The 24,306-nt window shown below is 68.2% G+C and carries 23 protein-coding genes; 14 read left to right on the forward strand and 9 right to left on the reverse strand.

The annotated features are described in order from the left end of the window. The first annotated feature begins 32 nt into the window (after positions 1-32). Positions 33-347, forward strand: coding sequence for a hypothetical protein (locus tag ADBZ9K_RS01555; protein ID WP_526618034.1), 315 nt, complete (start codon positions 33-35; stop codon positions 345-347). Here the strand turns inward: ADBZ9K_RS01555 and ADBZ9K_RS01560 are convergent, their stop codons facing one another. Together ADBZ9K_RS01560 and ADBZ9K_RS01565 are read right to left on the reverse strand one after the other, a co-directional pair. Further along, entirely contained in the window at positions 348-608 is a 261-nt protein-coding gene (locus tag ADBZ9K_RS01560; RefSeq protein WP_526618035.1) for a hypothetical protein, read from the reverse strand. It lies immediately after the preceding gene. A 90-nt stretch (positions 609-698) separates the two neighbouring features. Next, positions 699-1,298, reverse strand: coding sequence for a TetR/AcrR family transcriptional regulator (locus ADBZ9K_RS01565; protein ID WP_526618036.1), 600 nt, complete (start codon positions 1,296-1,298; stop codon positions 699-701). A 136-nt stretch (positions 1,299-1,434) separates the two neighbouring features. On the opposite strand from ADBZ9K_RS01565, the gene ruvC reads away from it, so the two are divergent. Genes ruvC through ADBZ9K_RS01585 form a run of 4 tightly spaced genes read left to right on the forward strand, consistent with a single transcriptional unit; the run spans position 1,435 to position 4,038 of the window. Next, complete coding sequence (gene ruvC / locus ADBZ9K_RS01570) at positions 1,435-1,989, forward strand: crossover junction endodeoxyribonuclease RuvC (RefSeq protein WP_526618037.1); 555 nt, start codon at positions 1,435-1,437, stop codon at positions 1,987-1,989. Beyond that, on the forward strand, positions 1,986-2,579 hold the full coding sequence (gene ruvA / locus ADBZ9K_RS01575) for a Holliday junction branch migration protein RuvA (protein ID WP_526618038.1): 594 nt from the start codon (positions 1,986-1,988) through the stop codon (positions 2,577-2,579). The genes ruvC and ruvA overlap by 4 nt, the downstream gene beginning before the upstream one ends. Further along, positions 2,576-3,643, forward strand: coding sequence for a Holliday junction branch migration DNA helicase RuvB (ruvB, locus tag ADBZ9K_RS01580; protein ID WP_526618039.1), 1,068 nt, complete (start codon positions 2,576-2,578; stop codon positions 3,641-3,643). The genes ruvA and ruvB overlap by 4 nt, the downstream gene beginning before the upstream one ends. A gap of 11 nt (positions 3,644-3,654) precedes the next feature. Continuing rightward, positions 3,655-4,038: a DUF1304 domain-containing protein gene (locus ADBZ9K_RS01585; RefSeq protein ID WP_526618041.1), complete on the forward strand. Its 384-nt coding sequence runs from the start codon at positions 3,655-3,657 to the stop codon at positions 4,036-4,038. 70 nt (positions 4,039-4,108) lie between these two features. Here the strand turns inward: ADBZ9K_RS01585 and car are convergent, their stop codons facing one another. Next, complete coding sequence (car, locus tag ADBZ9K_RS01590) at positions 4,109-7,609, reverse strand: carboxylic acid reductase (protein ID WP_526618042.1); 3,501 nt, start codon at positions 7,607-7,609, stop codon at positions 4,109-4,111. A 218-nt stretch (positions 7,610-7,827) separates the two neighbouring features. On the opposite strand from car, the gene ADBZ9K_RS01595 reads away from it, so the two are divergent. Continuing rightward, complete coding sequence (locus ADBZ9K_RS01595; RefSeq protein WP_526618044.1) at positions 7,828-8,499, forward strand: hypothetical protein; 672 nt, start codon at positions 7,828-7,830, stop codon at positions 8,497-8,499. Between the two features lie 78 nt (positions 8,500-8,577). Next, the gene (locus ADBZ9K_RS01600; RefSeq protein WP_526618045.1) at positions 8,578-9,501 is read left to right on the forward strand and encodes a TIGR03564 family F420-dependent LLM class oxidoreductase; all 924 of its coding nucleotides are present in this window, start codon (positions 8,578-8,580) and stop codon (positions 9,499-9,501) included. Position 9,502: 1 nt separating this feature from the next. Here the strand turns inward: ADBZ9K_RS01600 and ADBZ9K_RS01605 are convergent, their stop codons facing one another. The 3 genes from ADBZ9K_RS01605 to ADBZ9K_RS01615 form a co-directional block, all read right to left on the reverse strand. Then, positions 9,503-10,936 (reverse strand): gamma-aminobutyraldehyde dehydrogenase, encoded by a 1,434-nt coding sequence (locus ADBZ9K_RS01605; RefSeq protein ID WP_526618047.1) that lies wholly within the window; start codon positions 10,934-10,936, stop codon positions 9,503-9,505. A gap of 9 nt (positions 10,937-10,945) precedes the next feature. Next, complete coding sequence (gabT, locus tag ADBZ9K_RS01610; RefSeq protein ID WP_526618048.1) at positions 10,946-12,286, reverse strand: 4-aminobutyrate--2-oxoglutarate transaminase; 1,341 nt, start codon at positions 12,284-12,286, stop codon at positions 10,946-10,948. 166 nt (positions 12,287-12,452) lie between these two features. Continuing rightward, positions 12,453-13,136 carry a nitroreductase family protein gene (locus tag ADBZ9K_RS01615; RefSeq protein WP_526618050.1) on the reverse strand — a complete coding sequence of 228 codons (684 nt, stop codon included), beginning with the start codon at positions 13,134-13,136 and terminating at the stop codon, positions 12,453-12,455. A gap of 129 nt (positions 13,137-13,265) precedes the next feature. Here ADBZ9K_RS01615 and yajC point away from each other — a divergent pair, with 129 nt between their 5' ends. From yajC to ADBZ9K_RS01645, 6 genes are all read left to right on the forward strand, one after another. Further along, positions 13,266-13,613 (forward strand): preprotein translocase subunit YajC, encoded by a 348-nt coding sequence (gene yajC, locus ADBZ9K_RS01620; RefSeq protein WP_526618052.1) that lies wholly within the window; start codon positions 13,266-13,268, stop codon positions 13,611-13,613. 84 nt (positions 13,614-13,697) lie between these two features. Next, on the forward strand, positions 13,698-15,506 hold the full coding sequence (gene secD, locus ADBZ9K_RS01625) for a protein translocase subunit SecD (protein WP_526618053.1): 1,809 nt from the start codon (positions 13,698-13,700) through the stop codon (positions 15,504-15,506). Between the two features lie 4 nt (positions 15,507-15,510). Beyond that, entirely contained in the window at positions 15,511-16,776 is a 1,266-nt protein-coding gene (gene secF, locus ADBZ9K_RS01630; protein ID WP_526618054.1) for a protein translocase subunit SecF, read from the forward strand. 60 nt (positions 16,777-16,836) lie between these two features. Further along, complete coding sequence (locus ADBZ9K_RS01635; protein WP_526618055.1) at positions 16,837-18,435, forward strand: ABC transporter substrate-binding protein; 1,599 nt, start codon at positions 16,837-16,839, stop codon at positions 18,433-18,435. Continuing rightward, positions 18,417-18,986, forward strand: coding sequence for an adenine phosphoribosyltransferase (locus ADBZ9K_RS01640; RefSeq protein WP_526618057.1), 570 nt, complete (start codon positions 18,417-18,419; stop codon positions 18,984-18,986). The genes ADBZ9K_RS01635 and ADBZ9K_RS01640 overlap by 19 nt, the downstream gene beginning before the upstream one ends. A gap of 35 nt (positions 18,987-19,021) precedes the next feature. Continuing rightward, positions 19,022-21,379 carry a RelA/SpoT family protein gene (locus ADBZ9K_RS01645; protein ID WP_526618059.1) on the forward strand — a complete coding sequence of 786 codons (2,358 nt, stop codon included), beginning with the start codon at positions 19,022-19,024 and terminating at the stop codon, positions 21,377-21,379. A 180-nt stretch (positions 21,380-21,559) separates the two neighbouring features. On the opposite strand, the gene ADBZ9K_RS01650 is transcribed toward ADBZ9K_RS01645, so the two are convergent. After that, positions 21,560-21,757, reverse strand: a complete 198-nt coding sequence (locus tag ADBZ9K_RS01650) for a hypothetical protein (protein WP_526618060.1) — start codon at positions 21,755-21,757, stop codon at positions 21,560-21,562. Positions 21,758-22,028: 271 nt separating this feature from the next. Here ADBZ9K_RS01650 and ADBZ9K_RS01655 point away from each other — a divergent pair, with 271 nt between their 5' ends. Further along, positions 22,029-22,256: a hypothetical protein gene (locus tag ADBZ9K_RS01655; protein WP_526618061.1), complete on the forward strand. Its 228-nt coding sequence runs from the start codon at positions 22,029-22,031 to the stop codon at positions 22,254-22,256. A gap of 88 nt (positions 22,257-22,344) precedes the next feature. Here ADBZ9K_RS01655 and ADBZ9K_RS01660 read toward each other — a convergent pair whose 3' ends face one another. Both ADBZ9K_RS01660 and ADBZ9K_RS01665 read right to left on the reverse strand, forming a co-directional pair. Next, positions 22,345-23,334, reverse strand: a complete 990-nt coding sequence (locus tag ADBZ9K_RS01660) for a peptidylprolyl isomerase (protein WP_526618062.1) — start codon at positions 23,332-23,334, stop codon at positions 22,345-22,347. A 6-nt stretch (positions 23,335-23,340) separates the two neighbouring features. After that, positions 23,341-24,231 (reverse strand): peptidylprolyl isomerase, encoded by an 891-nt coding sequence (locus ADBZ9K_RS01665; protein ID WP_526618063.1) that lies wholly within the window; start codon positions 24,229-24,231, stop codon positions 23,341-23,343. Between the last annotated feature and the right edge of the window lie 75 nt (positions 24,232-24,306).

Here is a 24,306-nt window from a genome sequence, read left to right on the forward strand (position 1 = left end):
GTACGCTGCCATCGAACGAAATGGAGGTGGGGATGGCCGATGTGACCGATCCCGACGGCGTGACGTGGTCGGTGCGCCGGTGGTGGTGGCGGACGGTGCCCTGGGGGACGGGTTTCGCCACGATCGACGGACTCATCGCGTTGGTGATGCTGCCGTTCATGCTGATGTGGCCGTTCTGGCTGCTGGCCAAGTGGCTCGGCGTGCCCTGGACGATCGTGATCAGCCGCGACGGAGTGAAGGTCGGGCGCGAACGCGTGAAGGGCTGGCGTGAGTCCGGCCTGCGGATGGCTGACATCGCCGCGGAGATCGAGTCAGGGACGCTGACGGAGTTCAAGACCGGAACGTGATCAGCGCATGCCGTGGTTGGGCGCATTGTGGAACAGCAGGCCGCCGTCGAGCAGGAACGGATACAGCGTCGGGTAGGGGACGTCCTGGGGCGAGGCCGAGAGCTGGGCGTTGCCCGGTGTTTCGCACTGGCTGTTGCCCTGGCTCTGATACGTGCAGACCAGGTGCGGATCATCGGCCGCGGCGGCGACGGGTGCGCTGACGACGGCGGCTGCGATCCCGGTGGCCAGCAGCCCGGCGGTGAGGAAACGGGGAATTGTCATGATGTGCTCCTTCGAAAACTGAACGTACAGTTTCGAAATGTGCAGCATCGAGGCGCGGTCCGGTAGTCCCGTCCGGGCCGGTGACATCGGTCACGGCGACAGGCCGCGAATGGCGGCATCGGTGATGGCGTCGGCCGCGGCGTCGTCCAGCGTGTCGTGGCTGGCCATCAGCCGGTACAGGGCGGGGCCGATGATCAGGTCGATCGCGACGTCCCGGTCGACGTCGGCGCGCAGTTCCCCGCGTGCCACGCCGCGATCCCAGATCGTCTCCATCACTGCGCGCCGCGAGCGGATCAGCCCGTCGCGCAGTTCGGCTGCCACGTCGGCATCGAACTGAGCCTCGCCGACCAGCTGGGCGAAGATCCGGCCGCTGGGCCCGGCGTAGAAGTGGCACAGCCCGCGCAGCCAGATGGTGAAATCGCGCCGTGCGCAGCCGGTGTCGGGGTCATGCGACTCGGCCTGCAACTCGGAGAGGAACGCGTCGAGGGCCACCCCGTACTTGTTGGGCCACCACTTGTAGATCGTCGCCTTGCTGACCCCGCTGCGGGCGGCGATCTGCTCGGTGGTCATCGCCCGCAGGCCGATCTCATGCAGCAGCTCCGCGGTGGCCCGGACCACCGCCGTGCGCGACTGCTCGCTGCGCGGGCGGCCGGGGCGCGCCGGGCGTTCGGCGATGTCCTCGGAGCTCATCGGCATCAGTATCGCCGAGTGGCGCCCGGGGGACAGCCGACGGGCCGCCGGGGTCGACCCATGGCGTGTCCTCCCGGACCTGTCCACGCCGCCCGCTAAGGTATCGAACAGCTGTTCGTACTCGGAAAGGCGATCCGTGCGGGTGATGGGAGTCGACCCAGGGCTGACGCGTTGCGGTCTTTCGGTGATCGAGAGCCGGGGCGGCCGCCAGGTCATCGCGCTGGACGTCGACGTGGTGCGCACCCCGGCCGGCGAGGCACTGCAGCGCCGGCTGATGACCATCAGCGACACCGTCGACCATTGGATGGACACCCACCTGCCCGACGTGATCGCTATCGAACGGGTCTTTGCCAACCAGAATGCCAACACGGCGATGGGCACCGCCCAGGCCGCGGGGGTGATCGCGCTGGCCGCCGCGCGCCGCGACATCGACGTGCACTTCCACACCCCCAGTGAGGTCAAGGCGGCCGTCACCGGGAACGGCCGGGCGGACAAGGCTCAGGTCACCGCGATGGTCACCCGGATCCTGCAACTGCAGCAGAAGCCCACTCCCGCCGACGCGGCCGACGCGCTGGCACTGGCGATCTGTCACTGCTGGCGGGCTCCGATGATCGCGCGGATGGCCAAGGCCGAGGCGATGGCCGCCGAGCAGAAGCGTGCGTATGTGGCGCGATTGAAGGCGGCGAGATGATCGCCTCGGTGCGCGGCGAGGTCCTCGACATCGCCCTCGATCACGTCGTGATCGAGGCCGCCGGTGTCGGTTACAAGGTGATGGCCACTCCGTCGACCCTGGCCACGCTGCGCCGCGGCAGCGAGGCCCGACTGATCACGGCGATGATCGTCCGCGAGGACTCCCAAACGCTGTACGGGTTCGTCGATTCCGAGGCGCGCGACTTGTTCCTGACCCTGCTCGGGGTGTCGGGGGTGGGGCCGAAGATTGCCCTGGCCACCTTGGCGGTTTACGACGCGACAGCGCTGCGGCAGGCGCTGGCCGACGGTGACGTCACCGCCCTGACCCGGGTTCCCGGCATCGGTAAGCGCGGGGCCGAACGGCTGGTGCTGGAACTGCGCGACAAGATCGGCCCGGTCACCGGCGGCACCGGCGTGGCGGCGGCTACCGGACACGCCGTGCGCGCGCCGGTCGTGGAAGCGCTTGTCGGGCTTGGCTTTGCGGTCAAGCAGGCCGAGGAAGCGTGTGACAAAGTGCTGGCCGCCGACCCAGAGGCCACCACGTCCAGCGCGCTGCGGGCCGCGCTGTCGCTGTTGGGGAAGACCAAGTGAGCCGGTTCGACGGCGACGACGCGGACGACGAACTCGAACGCGATGTCTCGCCGGCGCTGACCGTCGGCGAAGGGGATATCGACGCCAGCCTGCGACCCCGGTCGCTGCGCGAATTCATCGGCCAGCCTCGGGTACGCGAACAGCTGCAGCTGGTGCTGGAGGGCGCCAAGAACCGCGGCGGCACACCGGATCACATCCTGCTGTCCGGGCCGCCCGGGCTGGGCAAGACTTCGCTGGCGATGATCATCGCCGCCGAACTGGGCACGTCGCTGCGGGTTACCTCCGGGCCTGCGCTGGAACGGGCCGGCGACCTGGCCGCGATGCTGTCCAACCTCGTCGAGCACGATGTGCTGTTCATCGACGAGATCCATCGCATTGCCCGGCCCGCCGAGGAGATGCTGTATCTGGCCATGGAGGACTTCCGGGTCGACGTCGTCGTCGGCAAAGGCCCTGGGGCGACGTCGATTCCGTTGGAGGTCGCACCGTTCACCCTGGTCGGTGCCACTACCCGCTCCGGCGCGCTGACCGGACCGCTGCGCGACCGGTTCGGGTTCACCGCGCACATGGACTTCTATGAGCCTGCCGAATTGGAGCGGGTGCTGGCTCGTTCGGCAGGCATCCTGGGCATCGAGGTGGGCGCCGAGGCCGGTGCCGAGATCGCCCGCCGATCCCGGGGCACACCCCGCATCGCTAACCGACTGTTGCGGCGCGTGCGCGACTACGCCGAGGTCCGCGCCGATGGCGTGATCACCCGGGACATCGCCAAGGCGGCGCTGGCAGTCTACGACGTTGACGAACTCGGGCTGGACCGACTGGACCGGGCGGTGCTGTCCGCGCTGACGAAGAGCTTCGGCGGCGGCCCGGTCGGCGTGTCCACCCTGGCCGTTGCGGTGGGGGAGGAAGCCACCACCGTCGAGGAGGTCTGCGAGCCGTTCCTGGTGCGGGCGGGCATGATCGCGCGAACTCCGCGCGGGCGCGTGGCCACGCCGCTAGCCTGGACCCACCTCGGTATGGTTGCCCCGCCGCGGGCCAGCGGCCTGGGTCAGTCCGGCCTGTTCGAGTGATGGGAGCCCCGATGGTCACTGCTGCACTGGTTTTCGCCGGGCTCGCCGCCCTGCTGCACGCCTATATCTTCACCATGGAATCGGTGACCTGGACCTCGCCGCGCACCCGCAAGGTGTTCGGCACGACCGCGGAGGAAGCCGAGACCACCAAGCTACTGGCCTACAACCAGGGCTTCTACAACCTGTTCCTGGCCATCGTCACGGTTGTCGGCATCACGGCTGTTGCCTTGGGGCACAAGCCTGTCGGCGTCGCTCTGATCTTCGCCGGGGTCGGCTCGATGCTCGCTGCCGCGGTCGTGCTGCTGGCCTCGTCGAGAGACAAGGCGCGCGCCGCGCTGACGCAGGGGGCGTTCCCGTTGGTCGCCGTCGTCCTGCTGGCGATCTCGGCGCTCTGAAGCCGCATCGAGATCGACACCAGGGCTCTCGATCGGCGTCGATCGCAGCCCTGGTGTCGATCTCGCGGTCCTACAGCAGACCCAGCAGCTTCAGATCGGTCGCGTACTTAACGATGACCTGAGGCGAGACATGTGGAATGTCTTTGTCGGGGCCGATCTTGGCGTCCTGCACCGCGGCGCGGAACCGGTCGGTCGGTGCCATCGACCCGTGCATCGGATGGTCGGGCCGCTGATAGTTGTGCAGCAACGGCAGCAGCGAGTATTGGCGCTGCCGGTCTGGCAGTGCGCGCATCGCGGTTTCAAAGCGCTGCAGCCAGGCCCCGTAGTCGGCGATCCGCTGGATCGGGTAGCCGGCATCGATCAGCCAGTCGACGAACTCGTCGAGCCCGATGCCGTCGTCATGGGGGTTCATGACGTGGTAGGTCTGGAATACCTCGCCGGCGTTGGCGCCCAGTGTCGAGATGGCGTCGGCGATGAATTCGACTGGCAGCCCGTCGTAATGGGCGCGCTGGCGGTTGCCGTCGGCGTCGAGCTCGTAGAACGACGCAGGCGCGATACCGGTTGCCACCAGGCTCAGCATCATCCGGGTGAACATGTCGGGCAGGTTGAGCTGACCGCCGTAGGTGGTGTCGGCCAGGATCATGTCGCAGCGGAACACCGAAACCGGCAGTCCGCACAGGTCGTTGGCCTCGCGCAGCAGCACCTCGCCAGCCCACTTGCTGTTGCCGTAGCCGTTGGCGTACGAGTCATCGACGGCGCGGGTCGGGCTGATGACGCGGATGTCACCGTCCTCGACGAACTGGCCGGGTGCGATACCTGCCCCGACACCGATCGTCGAGACGTACAGGAACGGCTTGAGCCTGGTGGTCAGCGCGATCCGGATCAGCTCGGCGGTGCCGACGGCATTCGGGCCGAACAGCTCCCGGTAGGGCAGCACGTGGTTGACCAGCGCGGCGGGGTCGACGATCAGGTCGACCGTGTCGGCCAGCCGTTGCCAGGTCTGCGCGTCCAGGCCGAGATTCTGCTCGCCCTTGTCGCCGGCGATCACCACAAGATGCTCGGCGGCTAGCTCGCGGTAGTGCTGCAGCAGTTTCGGGTCGCCACTGTCGAACGTGGCGTCGAGGCGCTGCCGTGCGTCCTGGTCGTTGCGGGCCCGCACCAGGCAGATCACGGTGCCGTCGACGAGGCTCATCCGTTCCAGCCATTCCAGTGCCAGATAGCGGCCCAGGAACCCCGTCGCCCCGGTCAGCAGGACGGTGCGGATCTCGCTGCTCGGCCCCGGCAGGCCGGGGGCGGCGGCCAGGGTCGCCTCGTCGACGAACTTGTCCAGGGTCAGATCCCGGGCGTGCACTTCGGTGGCACCCGCGCCGTGCACGGTGGCGAAGGTCGGCCGCGTCCCCGCCGAGCTGCGCTGGGCATCGATGTAGGCGGCGATGGCGTGCAGGTCGTTGGCCGGGCTGACGATCACGCCGACCGGCACCTCGACACCGAAGATCTCCTGCAGCAGGTTGGCGAACGTCAGCGCCGACAGCGAGTCTCCGCCCAGATCGGTGAAGTGGGCACTCGCCTGCAGGTCCGCGGCGGCGGCCCCGAGTAACGCGCCGGCGGCACGGGTGACGGTCGGCAGCGTCGGGGCGTCGGACCCGCTGCGGCGCAGCGCGCGCAATTCGTCGGCTTGGCCCTCGGCCAGGTCGATGTAGAGCTGCTCCAGCGCCGGCCCGTAGCGTTCCTTGAGCCGCGGCCATGCCAGCTTGCGGATACCGGTCAGCAGGCCGTTCTCGACGGTGAAAGGTGTTGTCTCGATGAGGAAGTCACGCGGAATCTCGTAGGACTGCAGCCCGGCCGCCCGGGCCACGTCCTGCAGGGACTCGCTGATGAGGGATTTGAGCTGGGCCGCGTCGTGATCGGCGCGTGCTTCGGCGGTCGGCACGACGACGGATAGCAGGTAGGGCCGCGCGCTGTTGCCGTACAGATAGATCTGCTGGATCAGCGGGCTGCGACCCAAGGCCGCCTCCAGCTTGGACACCGTCACGAACTCACCCTGCGACAGCTTCAACACGTTGTTGCGCCGGTCGACGTAGCGCAACTGGTCGGGGCCGGTCTCGGCGACGATGTCACCGGTGCGGTAGAAGCCGTCCGGGTCGAACATCGCGGCGGTGACATCGGGGCGCTTGTAGTACCCCGGGAACAACTGCTGGGACTTGACCAGCAGCTCGCCGCGAGGATGTGGCAGGTCGGTGCTGAAGTAACCGAGCTCGGGCACGTCGACCAGCTTGTAGTCGGTGACCGGGGGCCGGCGCACGGTTCCATCGACGAACACTGCGCCCGCCTCGGTGGAGCCGTACCCCTCGACCAGGTGCATATCGAGGAAGGTCTCGACCCAGGCCTTGAGTTCAGGTGCGATCGGCGCCGAGCCGGTCATGGCGCTGACGAAGCGGCCACCCAGCAGATTGCGGCGCACCTCGGCGATCACCCGGGCCTGGGCGGCAGGTCCGTCGGCGGCGCGGCGATCGATTTCGCTCTGGACTTCCTGGTGGATCATGTCCCACACCCGCGGCACCAGATTCAGCTGGGTCGGGCGGGTCAGCGCCAGGTCCTCCAGGAACGTCGACAGGTCGGGGCGCGCGGCGAAATAGACGGTGCCGCCGGTACCCAACGTGCCGTAGAGGGATCCGCGGCCCATCACGTGGCTCATCGGCATGAAGCTGAGCACGATGGCGGGATAGGCGCCATGGCTCTCATCCCAGTGCGCGGCCGCTGCACGCCAGATGTCGGCCACCTTGTGCTCGGGGTACATGGCGCCCTTCGGGGCGCCCGTGCTGCCGGAGGTGTAAATCAGCAGCGACAGCGGATTGTCCTCGCCGGTACGCTCGGGGGACGCGAAAAGAGCTGCTGTGCTCGATATTTCGTCGTTCAGGGTGTGCACGCTCATGGCGATGGCGGCCAACCGGTCCCGGGCAGCGGCCACGGCGTCCCGCTGATCGTCGACCTCGGGGCGAAAATCGAAGACCACCAACCGTTTCGGCGCGGGACCACCCAGGGCCAGTTCGACGGCGTCGTCGAGATAGTCGATGCTCGACGCAATGACCGTGGGTTCCGTCTCGGCGAGGATGGGCTGCAAGGCGCTCACCGCGGCGCTGGTCTGCAGTGGTACGGACACCGCGCCGAGCTGGGTCAGCGCCAGGTCGACGGTGGTGTAGTCCACGCTGGTGAAGCCGAGGACCGCCACCCGGTCGCCGGCGGAGACCGTGCGGTCGGCCCACGCGGCGGCCAGGGCCTCGACTCGATCCCACACCTGCCGATAGGTGATGGTTTCGAACGCGGGCAGCAACTCCGCGGTGGTGCGACGCGTGTGCGGATCCTCGACGAACCGGACGGCCCGCTGGCCGAGCGCGGGACGGTCGGCGTAACCGTCGAACACGGTCTTGATGATCTGCGGCAGGCTCAGCGCGGGGTTCTCGGCGGCTGCGGTGACGGCGCGGTCGGGTGCGGCCGCGCTGAACTGTGGATCGGTCGCGTACAGATCGGCGATGCGCTGCTCAAATCGGACTTCGCGAGTGTCAGTCGGCATGACGAACTCCAGACAATTCAAAGAAGAAGTAAGACGGCGCTCCGTTGCACCCAAGGGAAACTACGTTAGTAAAACTAACATTATTCCTCGGGACTGCACGAGACTACGAAACGAGCCTGTGAGCTTGCTCTCGGCCTCGGCGGCCACTCCGTTAGACCTCCGACCAGCACGGGTACCCGGGTGTCAATGCGGGACACCGCTCGAGCCAAGGAGCCGTCATGAGAGACGTAGACAACGCACCCGGTAGGCGCGCGGGCCGGATGGCGATTCCGCGCAGCCGCGGTGCGGCCAGTGGTTTCCTGCTCGTCCTGCTCGGATTGTGGGGCGCGTTGATCCCGTTCGTCGGGCCCTACTTCGACTTCGCCTACGACCCCGACCAGCCGTGGGTCTGGACGTCGGGTCGGGGCTGGCTGCAGGTCCTGCCGGGCGCGGTGACGGTGCTGGGCGGCCTGCTCCTGCTGATGTCGCGCAACCGGGCCACCGCGATGCTCGGCGGGTGGCTCTCCGTCATCGCGGGCGCGTGGTTCGTCGTGGGACGGCTGTTCGCCGCGCCGTGGGGACTCGGGGATTTCGGTGCCCCCGTGTCGGGCACCGTCGCCGGTGTGGTCGCCCTGGAGCTGACCTTCTTCAGTGGGCTCGGTGCGTTGATCATCTTCTTCGGGGCGATGGCCCTGGGCCGGCTGTCGGTGCGTAGCCAGCGCGACATTCGCTACGCGCAGCGCCCGGTGATGACCGCCGCCGCGATGGCGTCCGAACCGGTGGTGTCCTCCGATGCTGTCGAACCCGTCGTCGCGGGCCGAGGTCGCCGCGCGGGGGAGACGGTGCCCGAGCAGCCGCGCAGCTGGCGCAGCCGGTTCGGCGGCTCGCGCCGCACGCCCGTCGCGCACTGATCCACCGGCGGTCGTCCATCGCCAGGCATGATGGACGACGGCCCTCCCATCGTGGGGAGACCGGGCAGAGGAGCGCGGATGCAGATCAGTATGTTCGGTCAACTGAGCGGATCGGGCACCCAATCGCCCATCGACGCCACCATCGCCAACCTCGCGATGCTGCGCGACGAAGGCTTTCAACGGGTGTGGATGAGCCAGTTGCCTTACGAGCCAGACCTTCTCATGATTCTGGCGATCGCCCTGCGCGAGGTCGACACCATCGAGGTGGCCAGTGGTGTGGTGCCCATCCAGAACCAGCATCCGATGCAGATGGCACAGCGCGTCCTGACCCTGAGCCTGGTATCCGGCGGCCGGTTCACCCTCGGGCTCGGCATGACGCACCAGGCGGTCACCGAGGGGATGTGGGGCATCCCGTGGGACAAGCCGGTGCGCCGGCTCAACGAATACCTCGACGGCCTGCTACCCCTGCTTGCCGGAGAACCCGCCAACGCGGCGGGGGAGACGGTCACCACCCGTGGCGCGCTGATGATCCCGGGTGCGCCGCGGCCCGACGTCTACATCGCGGCGCTGGGGCCGCAACTGCTCAAACTCGCCGGACGGCGCACGTCGGGCACCTGCACCTGGATGACCGGGCCCAAGACGCTGGCCGAGCATGTCGGGCCAACGCTGCGGCAGGCAGCCGCCGACGCCGGGCGCGGCGGCGGGGTGCGGGTGGCCGCGTCGTTGCCGGTCAGCGTCACCGACGACGTCGACGCCGCCCGTAAGCAGGCGGCCGAACAGTTCGCCATGTACGGCCAGCTGCCGTCCTACCGCGCGATGCTCGACCGCGAAGGCTATGCGGGGCCCGAAGATGCCGCGATCATCGGCGACGAGGACACCGTCCGCGGCCGGCTCGACGAACTGCGCGCCGCGGGGGTCGACGAATACGTCGCCGCGACGTTCGACCCGTCGCCGGAGGGCCGGGCCCGCACCCGGGCCCTGTTGCGCGCCTACAACCCCTGAACTACCCGGTGTAGACCATCACGTGCTTGATGCGGGTGTAGTCCTCGAACCCGTACATCGACAGGTCCTTGCCGTGCCCGGAGGACTTGAAGCCGCCGTGCGGCATCTCGGCGACCAGCGGGATGTGGGTGTTGATCCACACGCAGCCGAAGTCCAGCGCATTGGACACCCGGATGGCGCGGGACACATCCCTGGTCCACACCGAGGAGGCAAGACCGTATTCGACGCCGTTGGCCCAGCGGATCGCCTCGTCCTCGTCGGCGAAGGACTGCACGGTGATCACCGGGCCGAAGATCTCCTCCTGGACCTGGCGGTCGTCTTGGAGCAGTCCGCCGATGACGGTCGGCTCGACGTAGAAACCCTTGTCGCCCTGGCGGTTTCCGCCGGCGGCCACCGTCGCGTGTGACGGTACGTCGGAGAGGAAGCCGAGCACCCGGTCGAGCTGGTTGGCGTTGTTGACCGGCGGCACCCAGGCGTCCTCATCGCCGACCGCGCGCCCGAACGTGGTGGCCGCGCCCGCGGCCTGCTCGGCCAGCGCGGCGGTCAGGTCCTCGGCGATGCCGGCCCGGGCCAGCACGCGGGTGGCCGCGGTGCAGTCCTGGCCGGCATTGAAGTAGCCGGCCGTCGCGATTCCCTCGGCGGCCGTGGCGATGTCGGCGTCGTCGAACACGATGACCGGTGCCTTGCCGCCCAGTTCGAGGTGGGTGCGTTTGAGGTGGCCGCCGGCGCTGACCGCGACCGCGCGGCCGGCGGCGACCGATCCGGTGATCGACACCATCTGCGGGGTCGGGTGTCCGACGACGGCCGCCCCGGTTACCCGGTCCCCGCAGACCACGTTGAGCACGCCGGGGCCGAAGTGCTTGGCGGCGATCTCGGCCAGCATCACCGAGGTCACTGGGGTGGTGTCGCTGGGCTTGAGCACCACCGTGTTACCCGCGGCGATCGCCGGGCAGAACTTCCAGATCGCCATCATCATCGGGTAATTCCACGGCGCGACCTGCCCGATCACTCCGACCGGCTCGCGGCGGATCCAAGAGGTGTGATTCTCCAGGTATTCCCCGGCCGACTTCCCCTCCAGAATGCGCGCGGCTCCGGCGAAGAACCGGATCTGGTCGACCATCGGCGGGATCTCTTCGGCCAGTGTCACGTGGTTGGGCTTGCCGGTGTTGCGGCCCTCGGCGGCCACCAATTCGGCGGCATGCTTTTCGACGTCGTCGGCGAAACCGAGCAGCGCCTTCTGCCGGTGTGACGGGGTGGTGCGCTTCCAGTCGGCGAATGCCCGGTCGGCGGCCGCGTAGGCGGCATCGATGTCCTGCTCGTTGGATACCGGTGCGGTGCCGTACTTTTCGCCGGTGGAGGGATCGACCAGCGGCATGGTGGCGCCGCTGACCGAGTCCACCAGCTCACCGTTGATGAAATTCCTGACGGTTGTCATCGCGGCTTCCTAGATTTCGGCGAGGATGCCGGCCAGTACGTCAAGCCCTTCGAGAAGCAGTTCGTCGCTGATCGTCAGCGGCGGCAGGAATCGCAGCACGTTGCCGAAGGTGCCGCAGCTCAGCACGAGAACACCCTGGGCATGAGCCTTGCTCGTCAGCGCCTTGGTCAGTTCCGCATCCGGTTCGCCGGTCCCGGACTTCACCAGCTCGACGGCGATCATGGCGCCGCGCCCGCGGACGTCACCGATGCGGTCATCGTCGGCCTGGAGCCGGCCGAGTTTGTCCTTCATCAGCGCTTCGATCTGCTTGGCCCGCTCCAGCAGACCGTCGAGCTCGATGGTCTCGATGGTGGCCAGCGCCGCCGCGCACGCGACCGGGTTGCCGCCGTAGGTGCCGCCCAGGCCGCTGACATGCGGGGCGTCCATGATCTCGGCGCGCCCGGTCACCGCGGCCAACGGCAGACCGTCGGCGATGCCCTTGGCGCTCACGATCAGGTCGGGCTCGATGCCTTCGTCCTCGCAGGCGAACATCGCGCCGGTGCGGGCAAACCCGGACTGCACCTCGTCGGCGATGAATACCACGTTGTGGTCGGTACACCAGGCCCGCAGCGTCGGCAAGAAGCCGGGCGCCGGGACGATGAAGCCGCCTTCACCCTGGATCGGCTCGATGATGATCGCGGCTAGATTGGCCGCCCCGATCTGCTTGTCGATCACCGTCAGCGCCCGCTCGGCGGCGAGTTCGCCGTTGGTGCCCCACTCCTTGTCGATCAGGCCGTCCCGGTAGGGGTAGGACATCGGCGCGCGGTAGATCTCCGGTGCGAACGGGCCGAACCCGCTCTTGTAGGGCATCGACTTGGCGGTCAGGGCCATGGTCAGGTTGGTGCGGCCGTGGTAGGCGTGGTCGAACGCGGCCACCGCGGACTTGCCGGTGTAGGACCGGGCGATCTTCACCGCGTTCTCCACCGCTTCGGCGCCGGAGTTGAACAGTGCGGAGCGCTTCTCGTAGGAGCCCGGGGTGAGCCGGTTGAGGTGCTCGGCGACGGCGATGTACTCCTCATAGGGCGTCACCATGAAGCAGGTGTGGGTGAAGTCGGCGACCTGTTCGCGAACTGCGTCGACCACCCGCGGCGAGGCGTTGCCGATCGTCGTCACCGCGATTCCGGAGCCGAGGTCGATCAACCGGTTCCCGTCGACGTCCTCGATGATCCCGCCGGCGGCGCGCGCCGCGTAGACCGGCATGGTCACGCCGACTCCGCGCGACACCGCGGCCACGCGGCGCTTGGTCAGTTCGATCGACACGGGGCCGGGGATGTCGGTGACGAGTTTGCGGCTCTGCTCGACGGTGCTCACGTTAAATTCTCCTAGACGAAGGGCGGCTCTGCACGAAGCCGGCGATCAGAGCCTAGTCGGGTGAGCGCCTGGCGCAACTGAAAACCCGGTCCGGGAGCACGGCTGAGAACTGATTGCGTCGTTTGGAGCGAAAAAATCGACGTAATCGGTTGAATAGTGGGGTAGCTCACGCGGAGAACGGCGCACCGTCGACGCGGTCGACGGTGGTGAATGAGTCGACGGCCTGGCGGGTCAGCCGCCGCGGCTGCCGCACCGGGTGCCCCAGCGCGATCACCGCGGCCAGCACCAGCGGTCCGTCCGCCCCCAGTAACCGCCTGACCTCGTCCTCCTGCCGGATCAGCATCGTCGTCAGCACACCGCCGAGGCCCTCGGCCCGGGCGGCGAGCAGAATGCTCCACGCGAACGGGTAGACCGACGCGCCGCCGGCCAGCGAATAGCGGTCGAGGTCGCGGTCCACGGCGGCCAGCTGCGACAGGTCGGCGAACAACGCCAGCAGCACCGGAACCTCGTCGAGGTGCGCGGCCAGTCCGTGCTGCGCGGCGTCGCGGGCCTGCTCGGTCCCGGCGGCCAGGGCGGCCGTCTCGGCGGTCCGGTCGTTGACCGGGGACCACGGACGCAGCCCGGCCGCGGTCAGCGTCAGGTACTCGACCCAGCCGGGCAGGTACAGATCGCGCAACCGGGCCCGAACGGTGCGGTCCTTGACCACCACCACCCGCCAGGCCTGGGCATTGGCCCCGCTCGGGGCGAATCTGGCGGTGTCGAGAACGCGTGCCAGCACCGCGTCGTCGACCGGCTCGTCGGTGAACTCGCGCACCGCCCCGGTGCTGCGCAGCGTGTCGATCAGGTCCATTCGGCCATCTTCCTCCGGCGGTGCGGTCAGAGTGCGCCGCGGTGAATGGCAGACTGGTCAGCTATGAAGCCCGCGACCTAACGGTCGCGCCGCCTTGCCCCGCACCCGACACGAAAGAATCGTTCCCTCATGGACCTGCTCGTCTTCCTGCCCCTGATCGTCATCATGGGCGCTTTCATGTACTTCGCCTCCCGACGACAGCGCAAGGCCATGCAGGCCACCATCGACCTGCACGAGTCGCTGCTGGTCGGTGACCGCGTCCACACCACCTCGGGCCTGCAGGCCACCATCACCGCGATCACCGACGACACCGTCGACCTGGAGATCGCCCCCGGTGTGGTGACCACCTGGATGAAGCTGGCGATCCGGGACCGCATCGAGCCCGAGGCGCCGGAGGTCGAAAACGCCGAGGCATCGACGCTGTCGGGAGGCACCGAAATCACCGACACCGACGCGGACCGCCTGACCAAAGACTGATCGCCAGGGACGCCCCGTACCCTCTAGCGGGAGCCCAGAGGACCGCAGAGCGGATCGCGGCACAAACCTAGGAGAGACAACAACGTGGCATCGTCTTCGGCGCCGGTGCATCCTTTTCGCTACCTGACGCTGTTCCTGGTCCTGCTTATCGGGGTTTACCTGCTGGTTTTCCTCACCGGTGACAAGCAGTCCTCGCCCAAGCTGGGGATCGACCTGCAGGGTGGGACTCGGGTCACGCTGACCGCCCGCACCCCGGACGGCTCCCGCCCGACCCGTGAGGCGCTCAACCAGGCGCAGCAGATCATCGGCGCCCGCGTCAACGGCCTGGGCGTGTCGGGATCCGAGGTCGTCATCGACGGCGACAACCTCGTCATCACGGTGCCCGGCAACGACAGCAACGAGGCACGCAACCTCGGTCAGACTGCGCGGCTGTTCATCCGCCCCGTGATCGGGCAACCGATCCCGGTGGAAGCCATCAAGCAGCAGCTCAACGCCCAGCAGGGTGGCGGTGCCCCGCCGGGCGGTGCACCCGCGCCCGGCGCACCCCCGCCCGGTGCCGCACCGGGCGCCCCGCCCGCGCCAGTGCCACCGCCGGCCAACCCGGAAGCTCCCGCGCCGCAGCCGCGTCCCTACCCGGCCGAGCCGGCGCCCACGCCACCCCCGAGCCCGGCCGAACCTGCGCCGGGTCAGCCGAGCGCAGCCCCGGCCCCGGGGCAGCCCGCGGCTCCCGCGCCCGGCCAACCCGGACAGCCCGCCCCGCCGGACCCGCGCAAGGACCTCACCGCGCGGATCAAGTTCGAGAAGGAACTGCGGCAGAGCACCAACCAGAATCTGCTGCTGATCGCGGTGCAGTACATGGCGGGTAAATGCGACCAGCCCGACATCCTGGCCGGCAACGACGACCCGAACCTGCCCCTGGTCACCTGCTCGCAGGACCACAAGTACATCTACGTGCTGGACAAGTCGATCATCAGCGGCGACCAGATCAAGGACGCGACCTCCGGCATGGACAACCAGAGTGGCGCCTACGTCGTCGACGTGACCTTCAAGGACCAGGCCGCCACCACATGGGCGGACTTCACCGCCGCCAACATCGGCACCCAGACGGCGTTCACGCTGGACTCCCAGGTGGTCAGTGCGCCGCAGATCCGGGAGGCGATCCCGGGTGGTCGTACCCAGATCAGCGGTGGCAACCCGCCGTTCACCGCCGAGACCGCCAAGCAGCTGGCCAACGTCCTCAAATACGGTTCGCTGCCGCTGTCGTTCGAGTCCTCCGAGGCTGAAACCGTGTCGGCCACACTGGGCCTGGCGTCGTTGCGGGCTGGCCTGATCGCGGGCGCCATCGGTTTGGGACTGGTGCTGGTCTACTCGCTGCTCTACTACCGGGTGCTGGGGCTGCTCACCGCGCTGTCACTGGTGGCCTCCGGTGCCATGGTGTTCGGCATCCTGGTGCTGCTCGGCAGATACATCAACTACACCCTTGACTTGGCCGGCATCGCGGGCCTGATCATCGGTATCGGGACGACAGCCGACTCGTTCGTGGTGTTCTTCGAACGCATCAAGGACGAGATCCGCGAAGGCCGGTCGTTCCGTTCGGCGGTCCCGCGCGGTTGGGCTCGGGCCCGCAAGACGATCCTGTCCGGCAACGCGGTCACATTCCTGGCCGCCGCGGTGCTGTACTTCCTGGCCGTCGGCCAGGTGAAGGGCTTCGCGTTCACGCTGGGCCTGACCACGATCCTCGACGTCGTCGTGGTCTTCCTGGTGACCTGGCCGCTGGTGTACCTGGCGTCGAAGTCACCGACGATGGCGAAACCGGCGTTCAACGGCCTCGGTGCGGTGCAACAGATCGCCCGGGAACGTCGAGCCGCCGCCACTTCGACGGGACGGGGATAACGGCATGGCCCGGCACACCACAGACGACATCGAATCCAGCGCCGTCGAGGCGCCCGACTTGGAGGCCGCTGCGCCCAAGCACGGCTTCTTCGTCCGGCTCTACACCGGCACCGGCGCCTTCGAGGTCATCGGCAGGCGCAAGATGTGGTACGCGATCAGTGGCCTGATCGTCGCGGCCTGTGTCGCCAGCATCGTGCTGAAGGGGTTCACCTTCGGTATCGACTTCGAGGGCGGCACCAAGGTCTCCATGCCCACCGCGGGGCAGAACGGCACCGTCACCACCCAGCAGGTCGAGGACGTCTTCAGCAAGACGCTGGGCAAGAGCCCGGAGTCGGTCGTCCTCGTCGGCAGCGGCGGCTCGGCCACCGTCCAGATCCGCTCGGAAGCCCTGGACAACCAGCAGACCGAGCAGCTGCGCGACGCCCTGTTCGACGCGTTCAAACCCAAGGGTTCCGACGGACAGCCCAGCAAGCAGACCATCAGCGACTCGGCGGTGTCGGAGACCTGGGGCGGTCAGATCACCAAGAAAGCGCTGTTGGCGCTCGGGGTGTTCCTGGTGCTGGCGGCCATCTACATCACACTGCGCTATGAGCGGTACATGGCCGTCTCGGCGCTGACGACGTTGGTGTTCGACCTGGTTGTCACCGCGGGGGTGTATTCGATCGTCGGTTTCGAGGTCACCCCGGCGACCGTCATCGGTCTTCTGACGATCCTCGGTTTCTCGCTGTACGACACGGTCATCGTGTTCGACAAGGTCGAGGAGAACACCCACGGCTTCGAACACACCACCCGGCGCACCTTCGCCGAACAAGCCAACCTGGCCGTCAACCAGACCTTCATGCGGTCGATCAACACCAGCCTGATCTCGGTGCTGCCGATCCTGGCCCTCATGGTGGTCGCGGTCTGGCTCCTCGGGGTGGGCACGCTGATGGATCTGGCGTTGGTCCAGCTGGTGGGCGTGATCGTGGGTACCTACTCGTCGATCTTCTTCGCCACCCCGCTGCTGGTCACGCTCCGTGAGCACACCGACCTGGTGCGCACCCACACCCGGCGGGTGCTCAATCGGCGCAAGCCGGCCGCGTCGGCCAGTGACGTCGTCACCGGGGGAGCGGCCGACCTCGACGAGGCCGCCGATGCGGTGCCGGCCGAGGCGGCCATCGGCGGGACCCCGGCGGTGGGCAACAAACCCGCGCCAGGCGCCCGTCCGGTCCGTCCGTCGAGTTCGCGCCCCGGCCGCCCGACGGGCAAGCGCAGCCCCCGAGGGCAATAGCCACCCATGACTGCCAGGCGCCGGCGCGCCGCCGCTGTCGCAGTGGCGGCTGTGTTGGGTATGGCCGCTCCCATGGTGTTGGCGTCGTGCTCGGGCAGTCCCGCCGAGCAGATCAACTACGCTGTGGACGGCCTGTTGACCAGCTACAACACCAATACGGTCAGCGGATCGGCCTCGGCCGGACCGCAGGCCTTCGCCCGGGTGCTCACCGGGTTCAACTTCCACGGACCGGACGGGCAGGTACTGGCCGACCACGACTTCGGCTCGGTGTCGGTGGTGGGTCGCGACCCGCTGGTGCTGGACTACCAGATCTCCGACAACGCCGTGTACTCCGACGGCAAGCCGGTGACCTGTGACGACATGGTGCTGACATGGGCCGCTCAGTCCGGGCGGTTCCCGGCCTTCGCCGCCGCCAGCCGGGCCGGTTACCTCGACGTCGACGGCGTCGACTGCCAGCCGGGCCAGAAGAAGGCCCGGGTGACCTACGCGCCGGGCCGGGCCATCACCGACTACCTGCAGCTGTTCACCGCGACCTCGCTGATGCCGTCGCACGTCATCGGCGACGCGCTGGGGCTGGACGTGACCCGCTCGATCCAGTCCGGGGATCCCGCGGCGATCGACCGTATCGCCGCGGCCTGGAACACCATGTGGGATCTCAAACCCGGGGTCGACCTCAAACGGTTCCCGTCCTCGGGTCCCTACAAGATCGACTCGGTGCTGCCCGAGGGTGCGGTGGTACTGACCGCCAACGACCGCTGGTGGGGCCCCAAGCCCATCACCAAGCGGATCACGGTGTGGCCGCGCGGTGTCGACGTCCAGGACCGCATCAACAACGGCACATTCCAGGTGATCGACGTGGCCACCGGCTCGTCGGGAACCCTGACCACCCCCGACGACTACAACCGCCAGGAGATCCCCTCCGGGGGCATCGAGCAGCTGATCTTCGCACCGCAGGGTCCGCTGTCCGCGCCGCCGGCGCGGCGCGCGATGGCGTTATGCACACCTCGCGACCTGATCGCGCTGAACGCCGGGATACCGATCTCCAACGCCCGGCTCAACCCGGCCAGCGACGACGCGTTCAGCGGTATCGAGGGCATCGCGGTCGCCGGCCAGTTCGGGCCGGCCAACCCCGACGCCGCCCGCGACGCCCTGGGCGGTCAAACGCTGACGGTCCGGATCGGCTACCAGGCGCCCAACCCGCGGCTGGCCGCTACCGTCGGCGCGATCACCAAGTCGTGCGCGGCCGCGGGCATCACCGTCGTCGATGCGACGTCGGAGTCCACCGGCCCGCAGACGCTGCGCGACGGCCAGCTCGACGTTCTGCTGGCCAGCACCGGCGGAGCGACCGGAAGCGGCTCGACGGGCTCGTCGGCCCTGGATGCCTACGCGTTGTTCTCCGGTAACGGCAACAACCTGCCCGGCTACTCCAACCCGCAGGTCGACGGCATCATTTCCGCGTTGGCGGTGACCGCCGATCCCAAGGAGCAGGCCCGGCTGCTCGGCGACAGTTCGCCGATCCTGTGGGGCGACATGCCCACGCTGCCGCTGTACCGTCAGCAGCGCACGGTGATGGCGTCGAAGAAGATGTATGCCGTGGAAGGCAATCCGACCCGGTGGGGCGCCGGCTGGAACATGGACAGATGGGTGTTCGAACAGTGACAGCGGGGCAGCCCGAACCGGGAGATCAGACGTTCGTCGCCGATGTCATCACGGCATTGACCCGCGAGGTGCCCAACTTCCCCGAGCCCGGCATCCAGTTCAAGGACCTCACCCCCGTGCTGGCCGACAGCCACGGGCTGGCCGTCGTCACCGGCGCGCTGGCCGAAATCGCCGAAGGCGCCGACCTGGTGGCCGGCATCGACGCGCGCGGGTTCCTGCTGGGCGGAGCGGTGGCCCACCGGCTCGGGATCGGTGTCCTGGCCATCCGCAAGGGCGGCAAACTGCCCCCGCCGGTGTACAGCCAGACCTACACCCTCGAGTACGGCACCGCGACGTTGGAAATCCCCGCCGAGGGTATCGACCTGGCCGGTCGGCGCGTTGTCATCATCGACGATGTGCTGGCCACCGGTGGCACGGTCGCGGCGGCGCGGGACCTGCTGGCCGACGCCGGCGCGGAGGTCCCGGTGGCCGCGGTGGTGCTCGAACTGACGGCGCTGGCCGGACGCGAGAAGGTCGCGCCGCTGGCGGTGCGCAGCTTGCACACCATCTGAGGCGATATCCTCGCCGTACGGGCTAGGAGGTGACCATGGCGGAGGAACCGGGCAGCGGCGCGGCCGTACAGCCGGTGCCGGTCGCCGCCGAGATCGCGCCCGCCGAGGCGCGGGCCGAGACACCCAAGACCACCAGCAGCGCCTCCCGCCGGGTTCGGGCCCGGCTGGCGCGCCGGATGACCGCACAGCGCAGCACCCTGAACCCGGTGCTCGAGCCGTTGGTTGCGGTGCACCGTGAGATCTACCCCAAGGCCGACCTCGCGCTGTTGCAGCGCGCCTACGAGGTGGCCGAGGCCAAGCACGCCGACCAGCTGCGGCGCTCCGGGGATCCCTACATCACCCACCCGCTGGCCGTGGCCAACATCCTGGCCGAACTCGGCATGGACACCACCACGCTGGTAGCCGCGCTGCTGCACGACACCGTCGAGGACACCGGCTACACGCTGGAGGCCCTGACCGCCGACTTCGGGGCGGAGGTGGGCCATCTCGTCGACGGCGTGACCAAGCTGGACAAGGTGGTGCTGGGCACCGCCGCCGAGGGCGAGACCATCCGCAAGATGATCATCGCGATGGCCCGCGATCCGCGGGTGCTGGTGATCAAGGTCGCCGACCGATTGCACAACATGCGCACGATGCGCTTCCTGCCGCCGGAGAAGCAGGCCCGCAAGGCCCGCGAGACGCTGGAAGTGATTGCGCCGCTGGCCCATCGGCTCGGCATGGCCACGGTCAAGTGGGAGCTTGAGGATCTGTCGTTCGCCATCCTGCACCCCAAACGGTACGAGGAGATCGTGCGGCTGGTCGCCGACCGGGCGCCGTCGCGCGACACCTATCTGGCCAAGGTGCGCGCCGAGATCAACGCCGCGCTGAGCGGGATGAAGATCAGTGCCACCGTCGAAGGCAGGCCCAAGCACTATTGGTCGATCTACCAGAAGATGATCGTCAAGGGCCGTGACTTCGACGACATCCATGACCTGGTCGGTGTGCGCATCCTATGCGACGAGATCCGCGACTGCTATGCGGCTGTGGGCGTGGTGCATTCGCTGTGGCAGCCGATGCCCGGCCGGTTCAAGGACTACATCGCTCAGCCCAGGTTCGGGGTGTACCAGTCGCTACACACCACCGTCGTCGGCCCGGAGGGTAAGCCTCTGGAGGTTCAGATCCGCACCCGCGACATGCACCGGACCGCCGAATACGGCATCGCCGCGCATTGGCGTTACAAGGAAGTGAAGGGCCGCAACGGCTTCCCGCATCCGCAAGCGGCCGCCGAGATCGATGACATGGCCTGGATGCGCCAGCTGCTCGACTGGCAGCGTGAAGCCGCCGACCCCGGCGAGTTCCTGGAATCGTTGCGCTACGACCTTGCGGTGCAAGAGATCTTCGTGTTCACCCCGAAGGGTGATGTGATCACCCTGCCCGCCGGGTCCACCCCGGTGGACTTCGCTTACGCGGTGCACACCGAGGTGGGTCATCGCTGTATCGGCGCGCGGGTGAACGGCCGGCTGGTTGCGCTGGAACGCAAGCTGGAAAACGGGGAAGTGGTGGAGGTTTTCACCTCCAAGGCACCCAACGCCGGGCCGTCACGCGACTGGCAGACCTTCGTGGTGTCCCCGCGTGCCAAGGCCAAGATCCGCCAGTGGTTCGCCAAGGAGCGTCGCGAGGAGGCGCTGGAGGCCGGCAAGGACTCGATCGCCCGCGAGGTGCGCCGGGGCGGGCTGCCGTTGCAGAAGCTGGTCAACGCCGAGGCGATGGGCGCGCTGGCGCAGGAACTGCGTTACGCCGACGTCTCCTCGCTCTACACCGCTGTCGGTGAGGGGCATGTCTCGCCCCGGCACGTGGTGCAGCGGCTCCTGGCTCAGCTCGGCGGCGCCGACAGCGCCGAAGACGAACTGGCCGAACGTTCCACGCCGGCCACCATGCCGGTGCGGCAGCGCAGCACCGACGACAGCGGAGTGGCCGTGCCCGGAGCGCCGGGCACACTGACGAAGTTGGCCAAGTGCTGCACGCCGGTGCCCGGCGACAACATCATGGGGTTCGTCACTCGCGGGGGCGGGGTCAGCGTGCATCGCACTGATTGCACCAACGCCGGTTCGCTGCAGCAGCAGTCGGAGCGGATCATCGAAGTGCATTGGGCGCCCTCGCCGACCTCGGTGTTCCTGGTCGCGATCCAGGTGGAGGCGCTTGATCGGCACCGGTTGCTCTCCGACGTCACCCGGGTGCTGGCCGACGAGCGGGTCAACATCCTGTCCGCGTCGGTGACGACGTCGAACGACCGGGTTGCCATCAGCCGCTTCACCTTTGAGATGGGCGATCCCAAACACCTGGGCCACGTGCTCAATGCGGTGCGCAATGTGGAGGGCGTGTACGACGTCTACCGGGTGACTTCGGCCGCCTGACGATGCCGGGCGAGGGACGAGCCCGGAGGAGGAAGGCGGCAATCAGATTCCGCCGCCTGACCGTCGAGTCGACGATGCCGGGCGAGGGACGAGCCCGGCGGAGGAGCGAGACAACGGGAGATGCCGGGCGAGGGGCGAGCCCGGCGCGAATGATCGGCTTGCTCCGGTGGGGTTTTGGCGTCAGGGGCCGCCGTTGACGTACCAGGCCAGGCAGCCAGGGTGGTGCCGGCAGGCGATGATCGCGCCCGCGCCGGGAGCGGCACCGCGCACCCGCGGCTGAGTGGACGGCAAGCTGCAGCTCTGCAGGTACGGGTTCCACGGGATGACCCCGTCATAGCACTGCGCGACCGGGCGGGACCGTTCGGCTTGTGTGTCCAAGAAGACGGTAGGTGTGACGAGGAGGGTGACGGCCGCGACCGCACCGAGGACAGCCTGGAGCAATCTTCGGGCTTCAATAGACATAACACTGGTGTCAACAACATTGGGCCACAGATTATTTCGTCGCTTGGCACTCCGGCGGTTATTGACATTCGTGACGAATTTAGTTGTGTACCAACACAACCGGTTGGGGAATATCCGCGCTGCAGATGGTTCTTGTTTATAGACGCCAGACCCTCTTGGAAGGAGAACGGCTATGAACAAGCGCCACATGTTATCTGCAACCGCCGGGGCCGGTGCCCTCGTCGCATTGGGTGTGCTCGCCGCGGTCGAGGCATACCCGCAATCACCCAGCGGTCCATTCGCCAGTTCGGAGATGTCCACCGGCGTCACCGTCACTCAGTCGCCCGGCCCGACCGGCGCCGAACTCCCCGTTGCGGTGCCCGCTATCAGGGGGCCAGCAGCTCTTCCGCCGGAAGAGCAGGGACTGCCCGGCTGAACCAGCGCCGCGCCGGCGAGTGTGCCGTGTCATCCGCCTCGCCCGGCGTGTCGCGGATGACACCGCACACTCGGGTCCGGTGGACAACTCAGTCCAGCCGAACCGACCGAATCGTCACCGGCCGCTTGGGCTGACCGTCCTCGGAACCGCCGGCAATACCGGCCACGGCGATGTCTTCGACTGTCTCCAAGCCTTTCTCGTCAACCTGGCCGAAGACCGTATAGGTCGGCGGCAGCATCGAGTCGCGGTAGACGATGAAGAACTGGCTGCCGTTGGTGTCGGGACCGGAGTTGGCCATCGCCAGACTGCCGCGCGGGTAGCGCACTCCTTGTTTGAGCGCCGGGTCGAACGGGCGGAACTGGTTGGTCGGGTATTCATTAGCGAACCGGTAGCCGGGCCCGCCGCGGCCGGTCCCGGTCGGATCACCGCACTGCAGCATTGACAGCGACGGTGAGTCGGCGAGCCGGTGACATGGGGTGTCGTCGAAGTAGCCCTGCTGCGCCAGGCTGACGAAACTGTTGACGGTGCAGGGGGCTTCGGCGTTGTTCAGCTGTAGGCCGATCACCCCGGCGTTGGTCACCATGGTGGCGTCAACCGTCGCCGGGGAGGTCGGCACCTTGCCCGTCCGCGGTGCCTTATTGGGCTTGTCGGCCGGAGTCGCGGTGGCGGGGTAGGTGCAGTTGGCGCCCAGCGCGATCGGGGGCGCGAACGGTGGCAGCTCAGTGCTGCCAGGCCCGGTCGACGTCGTGCGCCCCGGGATCCCGGCGCCGCCGGACCGTTCCAACTCCCGCGCCATCCAGGAGAAGAACATCACGCCGGCGATCACCGCCACGATCGTCAGGACCGTCACCAGGTAACTGATCACCAGACCGGCGATCGCCAGGCCGCGACCCTCCTCGCCGGACTTCTTGATCTGCGACAGCGAGATGTGCCCGAACACGATGCCCAGCGGCGCGAACAGGAACGCACAGATCAGTGACGCGATCGCCAGCCCATTGGTCTGGGCCGGCGCCGGATAGGGGTACGGCCCCGGCCCGTACGGCGGCGAAGGTGGGTAGTACGGCGGAGGCTGAGTCATCGCCGCCTAGTCAAGCAGCACCGACTTGATCTGGACGTCGGTTGCCGGCTTACCGTCCTGTCCGCCGCCGGCGACACCCGCAGCGGCGATCTTGTCCAGCGTCGCCAGACCGGTCGCGTCGATGGTGCCGAAAGCGGTGTAGTTCGGCGGCAGCTGCGAGTCCTTGTACACCAGGAAGAACTGGCTGCCGTTGGTGTCGGCACCGGCGTTAGCCATGGCCAGCGTGCCGCGCGGGTAGGTCAGCGGCTGCTGCAGCGCGGGATCATCCTTCGGGTACTGGTCGGTGGGGTATTCATTGGCGAACTGGTAGCCCGGGCCGCCGGTGCCCTTGCCGGTGGGGTCGCCACACTGCAGCACCGACAGCGACGGAGACGTGGTCAGCCGGTGGCACGGGGTGTCGTTGAAAAAGCCCTTCTGGGCCAGGCTGGCGAAGCTGTTGACCGTGCACGGAGCCTTGGCGTTGTCCAGCACCAGGCCGATGTTGCCCTGATTGGTGGCCATGCTGACGCTCACCGTCGCCGGGTCGGTCGGGACCTTGCCGCTGTTGGGCGCCGCCACCGGCTTGCTGGCCGGTTCCGGCGAGGCCGGGTACTGGCAGTTCGCGCCCAGATTTGCGGAGGCCTTGAATGCCGGCAGACCCCCGGTTGCCGGCGGCGCGGTGGTCGGACCACCGGATTCGGCCGGCGCGCTGGTGGTGGACGACGACGCGCTGGCGCTGTTCTTGTCGTCCTTGTTGGTCAGCACGAACGTGACGACCACCGCCACGGCCGCGGCGACCGCCACGACACCGGCGACGACGGCGAGCACGCGGCGACGTTTCGCCTGTTGAGCGCGACGCTCCAGCTGCCGCTCGAGTTTGCGCTTGGCCGTCGCACGTCGCTGTTCGTTGGTGGGCACCGCCGTGGTCCTCCATGGGTGATCGGTTGAGTCGGCACCGAGTGTGCCAGCTAATGCTGAGGCGAGGGGGCGCGA

Origin of the sequence: Mycobacterium sp. (genome assembly GCF_965229265.1) — a bacterium.
GTDB lineage: Bacteria > Actinomycetota > Actinomycetes > Mycobacteriales > Mycobacteriaceae > Mycobacterium.

Bases quoted from the DNA above. Each gene is read 5' to 3' on its own strand.
- ADBZ9K_RS01555 (WP_526618034.1), top strand. From the start codon at position 33: ATGGCCGATGTGACCGATCCCGACGGCGTGACGTGGTCGGTGCGCCGG.
- ADBZ9K_RS01560 (WP_526618035.1), bottom strand. From the start codon at position 608: ATGACAATTCCCCGTTTCCTCACCGCCGGGCTGCTGGCCACCGGGATC.
- ADBZ9K_RS01565 (WP_526618036.1), bottom strand. From the start codon at position 1,298: ATGAGCTCCGAGGACATCGCCGAACGCCCGGCGCGCCCCGGCCGCCCG.
- ruvA (WP_526618038.1), top strand. From the start codon at position 1,986: ATGATCGCCTCGGTGCGCGGCGAGGTCCTCGACATCGCCCTCGATCAC.
- ADBZ9K_RS01585 (WP_526618041.1), top strand. From the start codon at position 3,655: ATGGTCACTGCTGCACTGGTTTTCGCCGGGCTCGCCGCCCTGCTGCAC.
- car (WP_526618042.1), bottom strand. From the start codon at position 7,609: ATGCCGACTGACACTCGCGAAGTCCGATTTGAGCAGCGCATCGCCGAT.
- ADBZ9K_RS01595 (WP_526618044.1), top strand. From the start codon at position 7,828: ATGAGAGACGTAGACAACGCACCCGGTAGGCGCGCGGGCCGGATGGCG.
- ADBZ9K_RS01600 (WP_526618045.1), top strand. From the start codon at position 8,578: ATGCAGATCAGTATGTTCGGTCAACTGAGCGGATCGGGCACCCAATCG.
- ADBZ9K_RS01605 (WP_526618047.1), bottom strand. From the start codon at position 10,936: ATGACAACCGTCAGGAATTTCATCAACGGTGAGCTGGTGGACTCGGTC.
- ADBZ9K_RS01615 (WP_526618050.1), bottom strand. From the start codon at position 13,136: ATGGACCTGATCGACACGCTGCGCAGCACCGGGGCGGTGCGCGAGTTC.
- yajC (WP_526618052.1), top strand. From the start codon at position 13,266: ATGGACCTGCTCGTCTTCCTGCCCCTGATCGTCATCATGGGCGCTTTC.
- secF (WP_526618054.1), top strand. From the start codon at position 15,511: ATGGCCCGGCACACCACAGACGACATCGAATCCAGCGCCGTCGAGGCG.
- ADBZ9K_RS01635 (WP_526618055.1), top strand. From the start codon at position 16,837: ATGGCCGCTCCCATGGTGTTGGCGTCGTGCTCGGGCAGTCCCGCCGAG.
- ADBZ9K_RS01640 (WP_526618057.1), top strand. From the start codon at position 18,417: ATGGGTGTTCGAACAGTGACAGCGGGGCAGCCCGAACCGGGAGATCAG.
- ADBZ9K_RS01645 (WP_526618059.1), top strand. From the start codon at position 19,022: ATGGCGGAGGAACCGGGCAGCGGCGCGGCCGTACAGCCGGTGCCGGTC.
- ADBZ9K_RS01655 (WP_526618061.1), top strand. From the start codon at position 22,029: ATGTTATCTGCAACCGCCGGGGCCGGTGCCCTCGTCGCATTGGGTGTG.
- ADBZ9K_RS01660 (WP_526618062.1), bottom strand. From the start codon at position 23,334: ATGACTCAGCCTCCGCCGTACTACCCACCTTCGCCGCCGTACGGGCCG.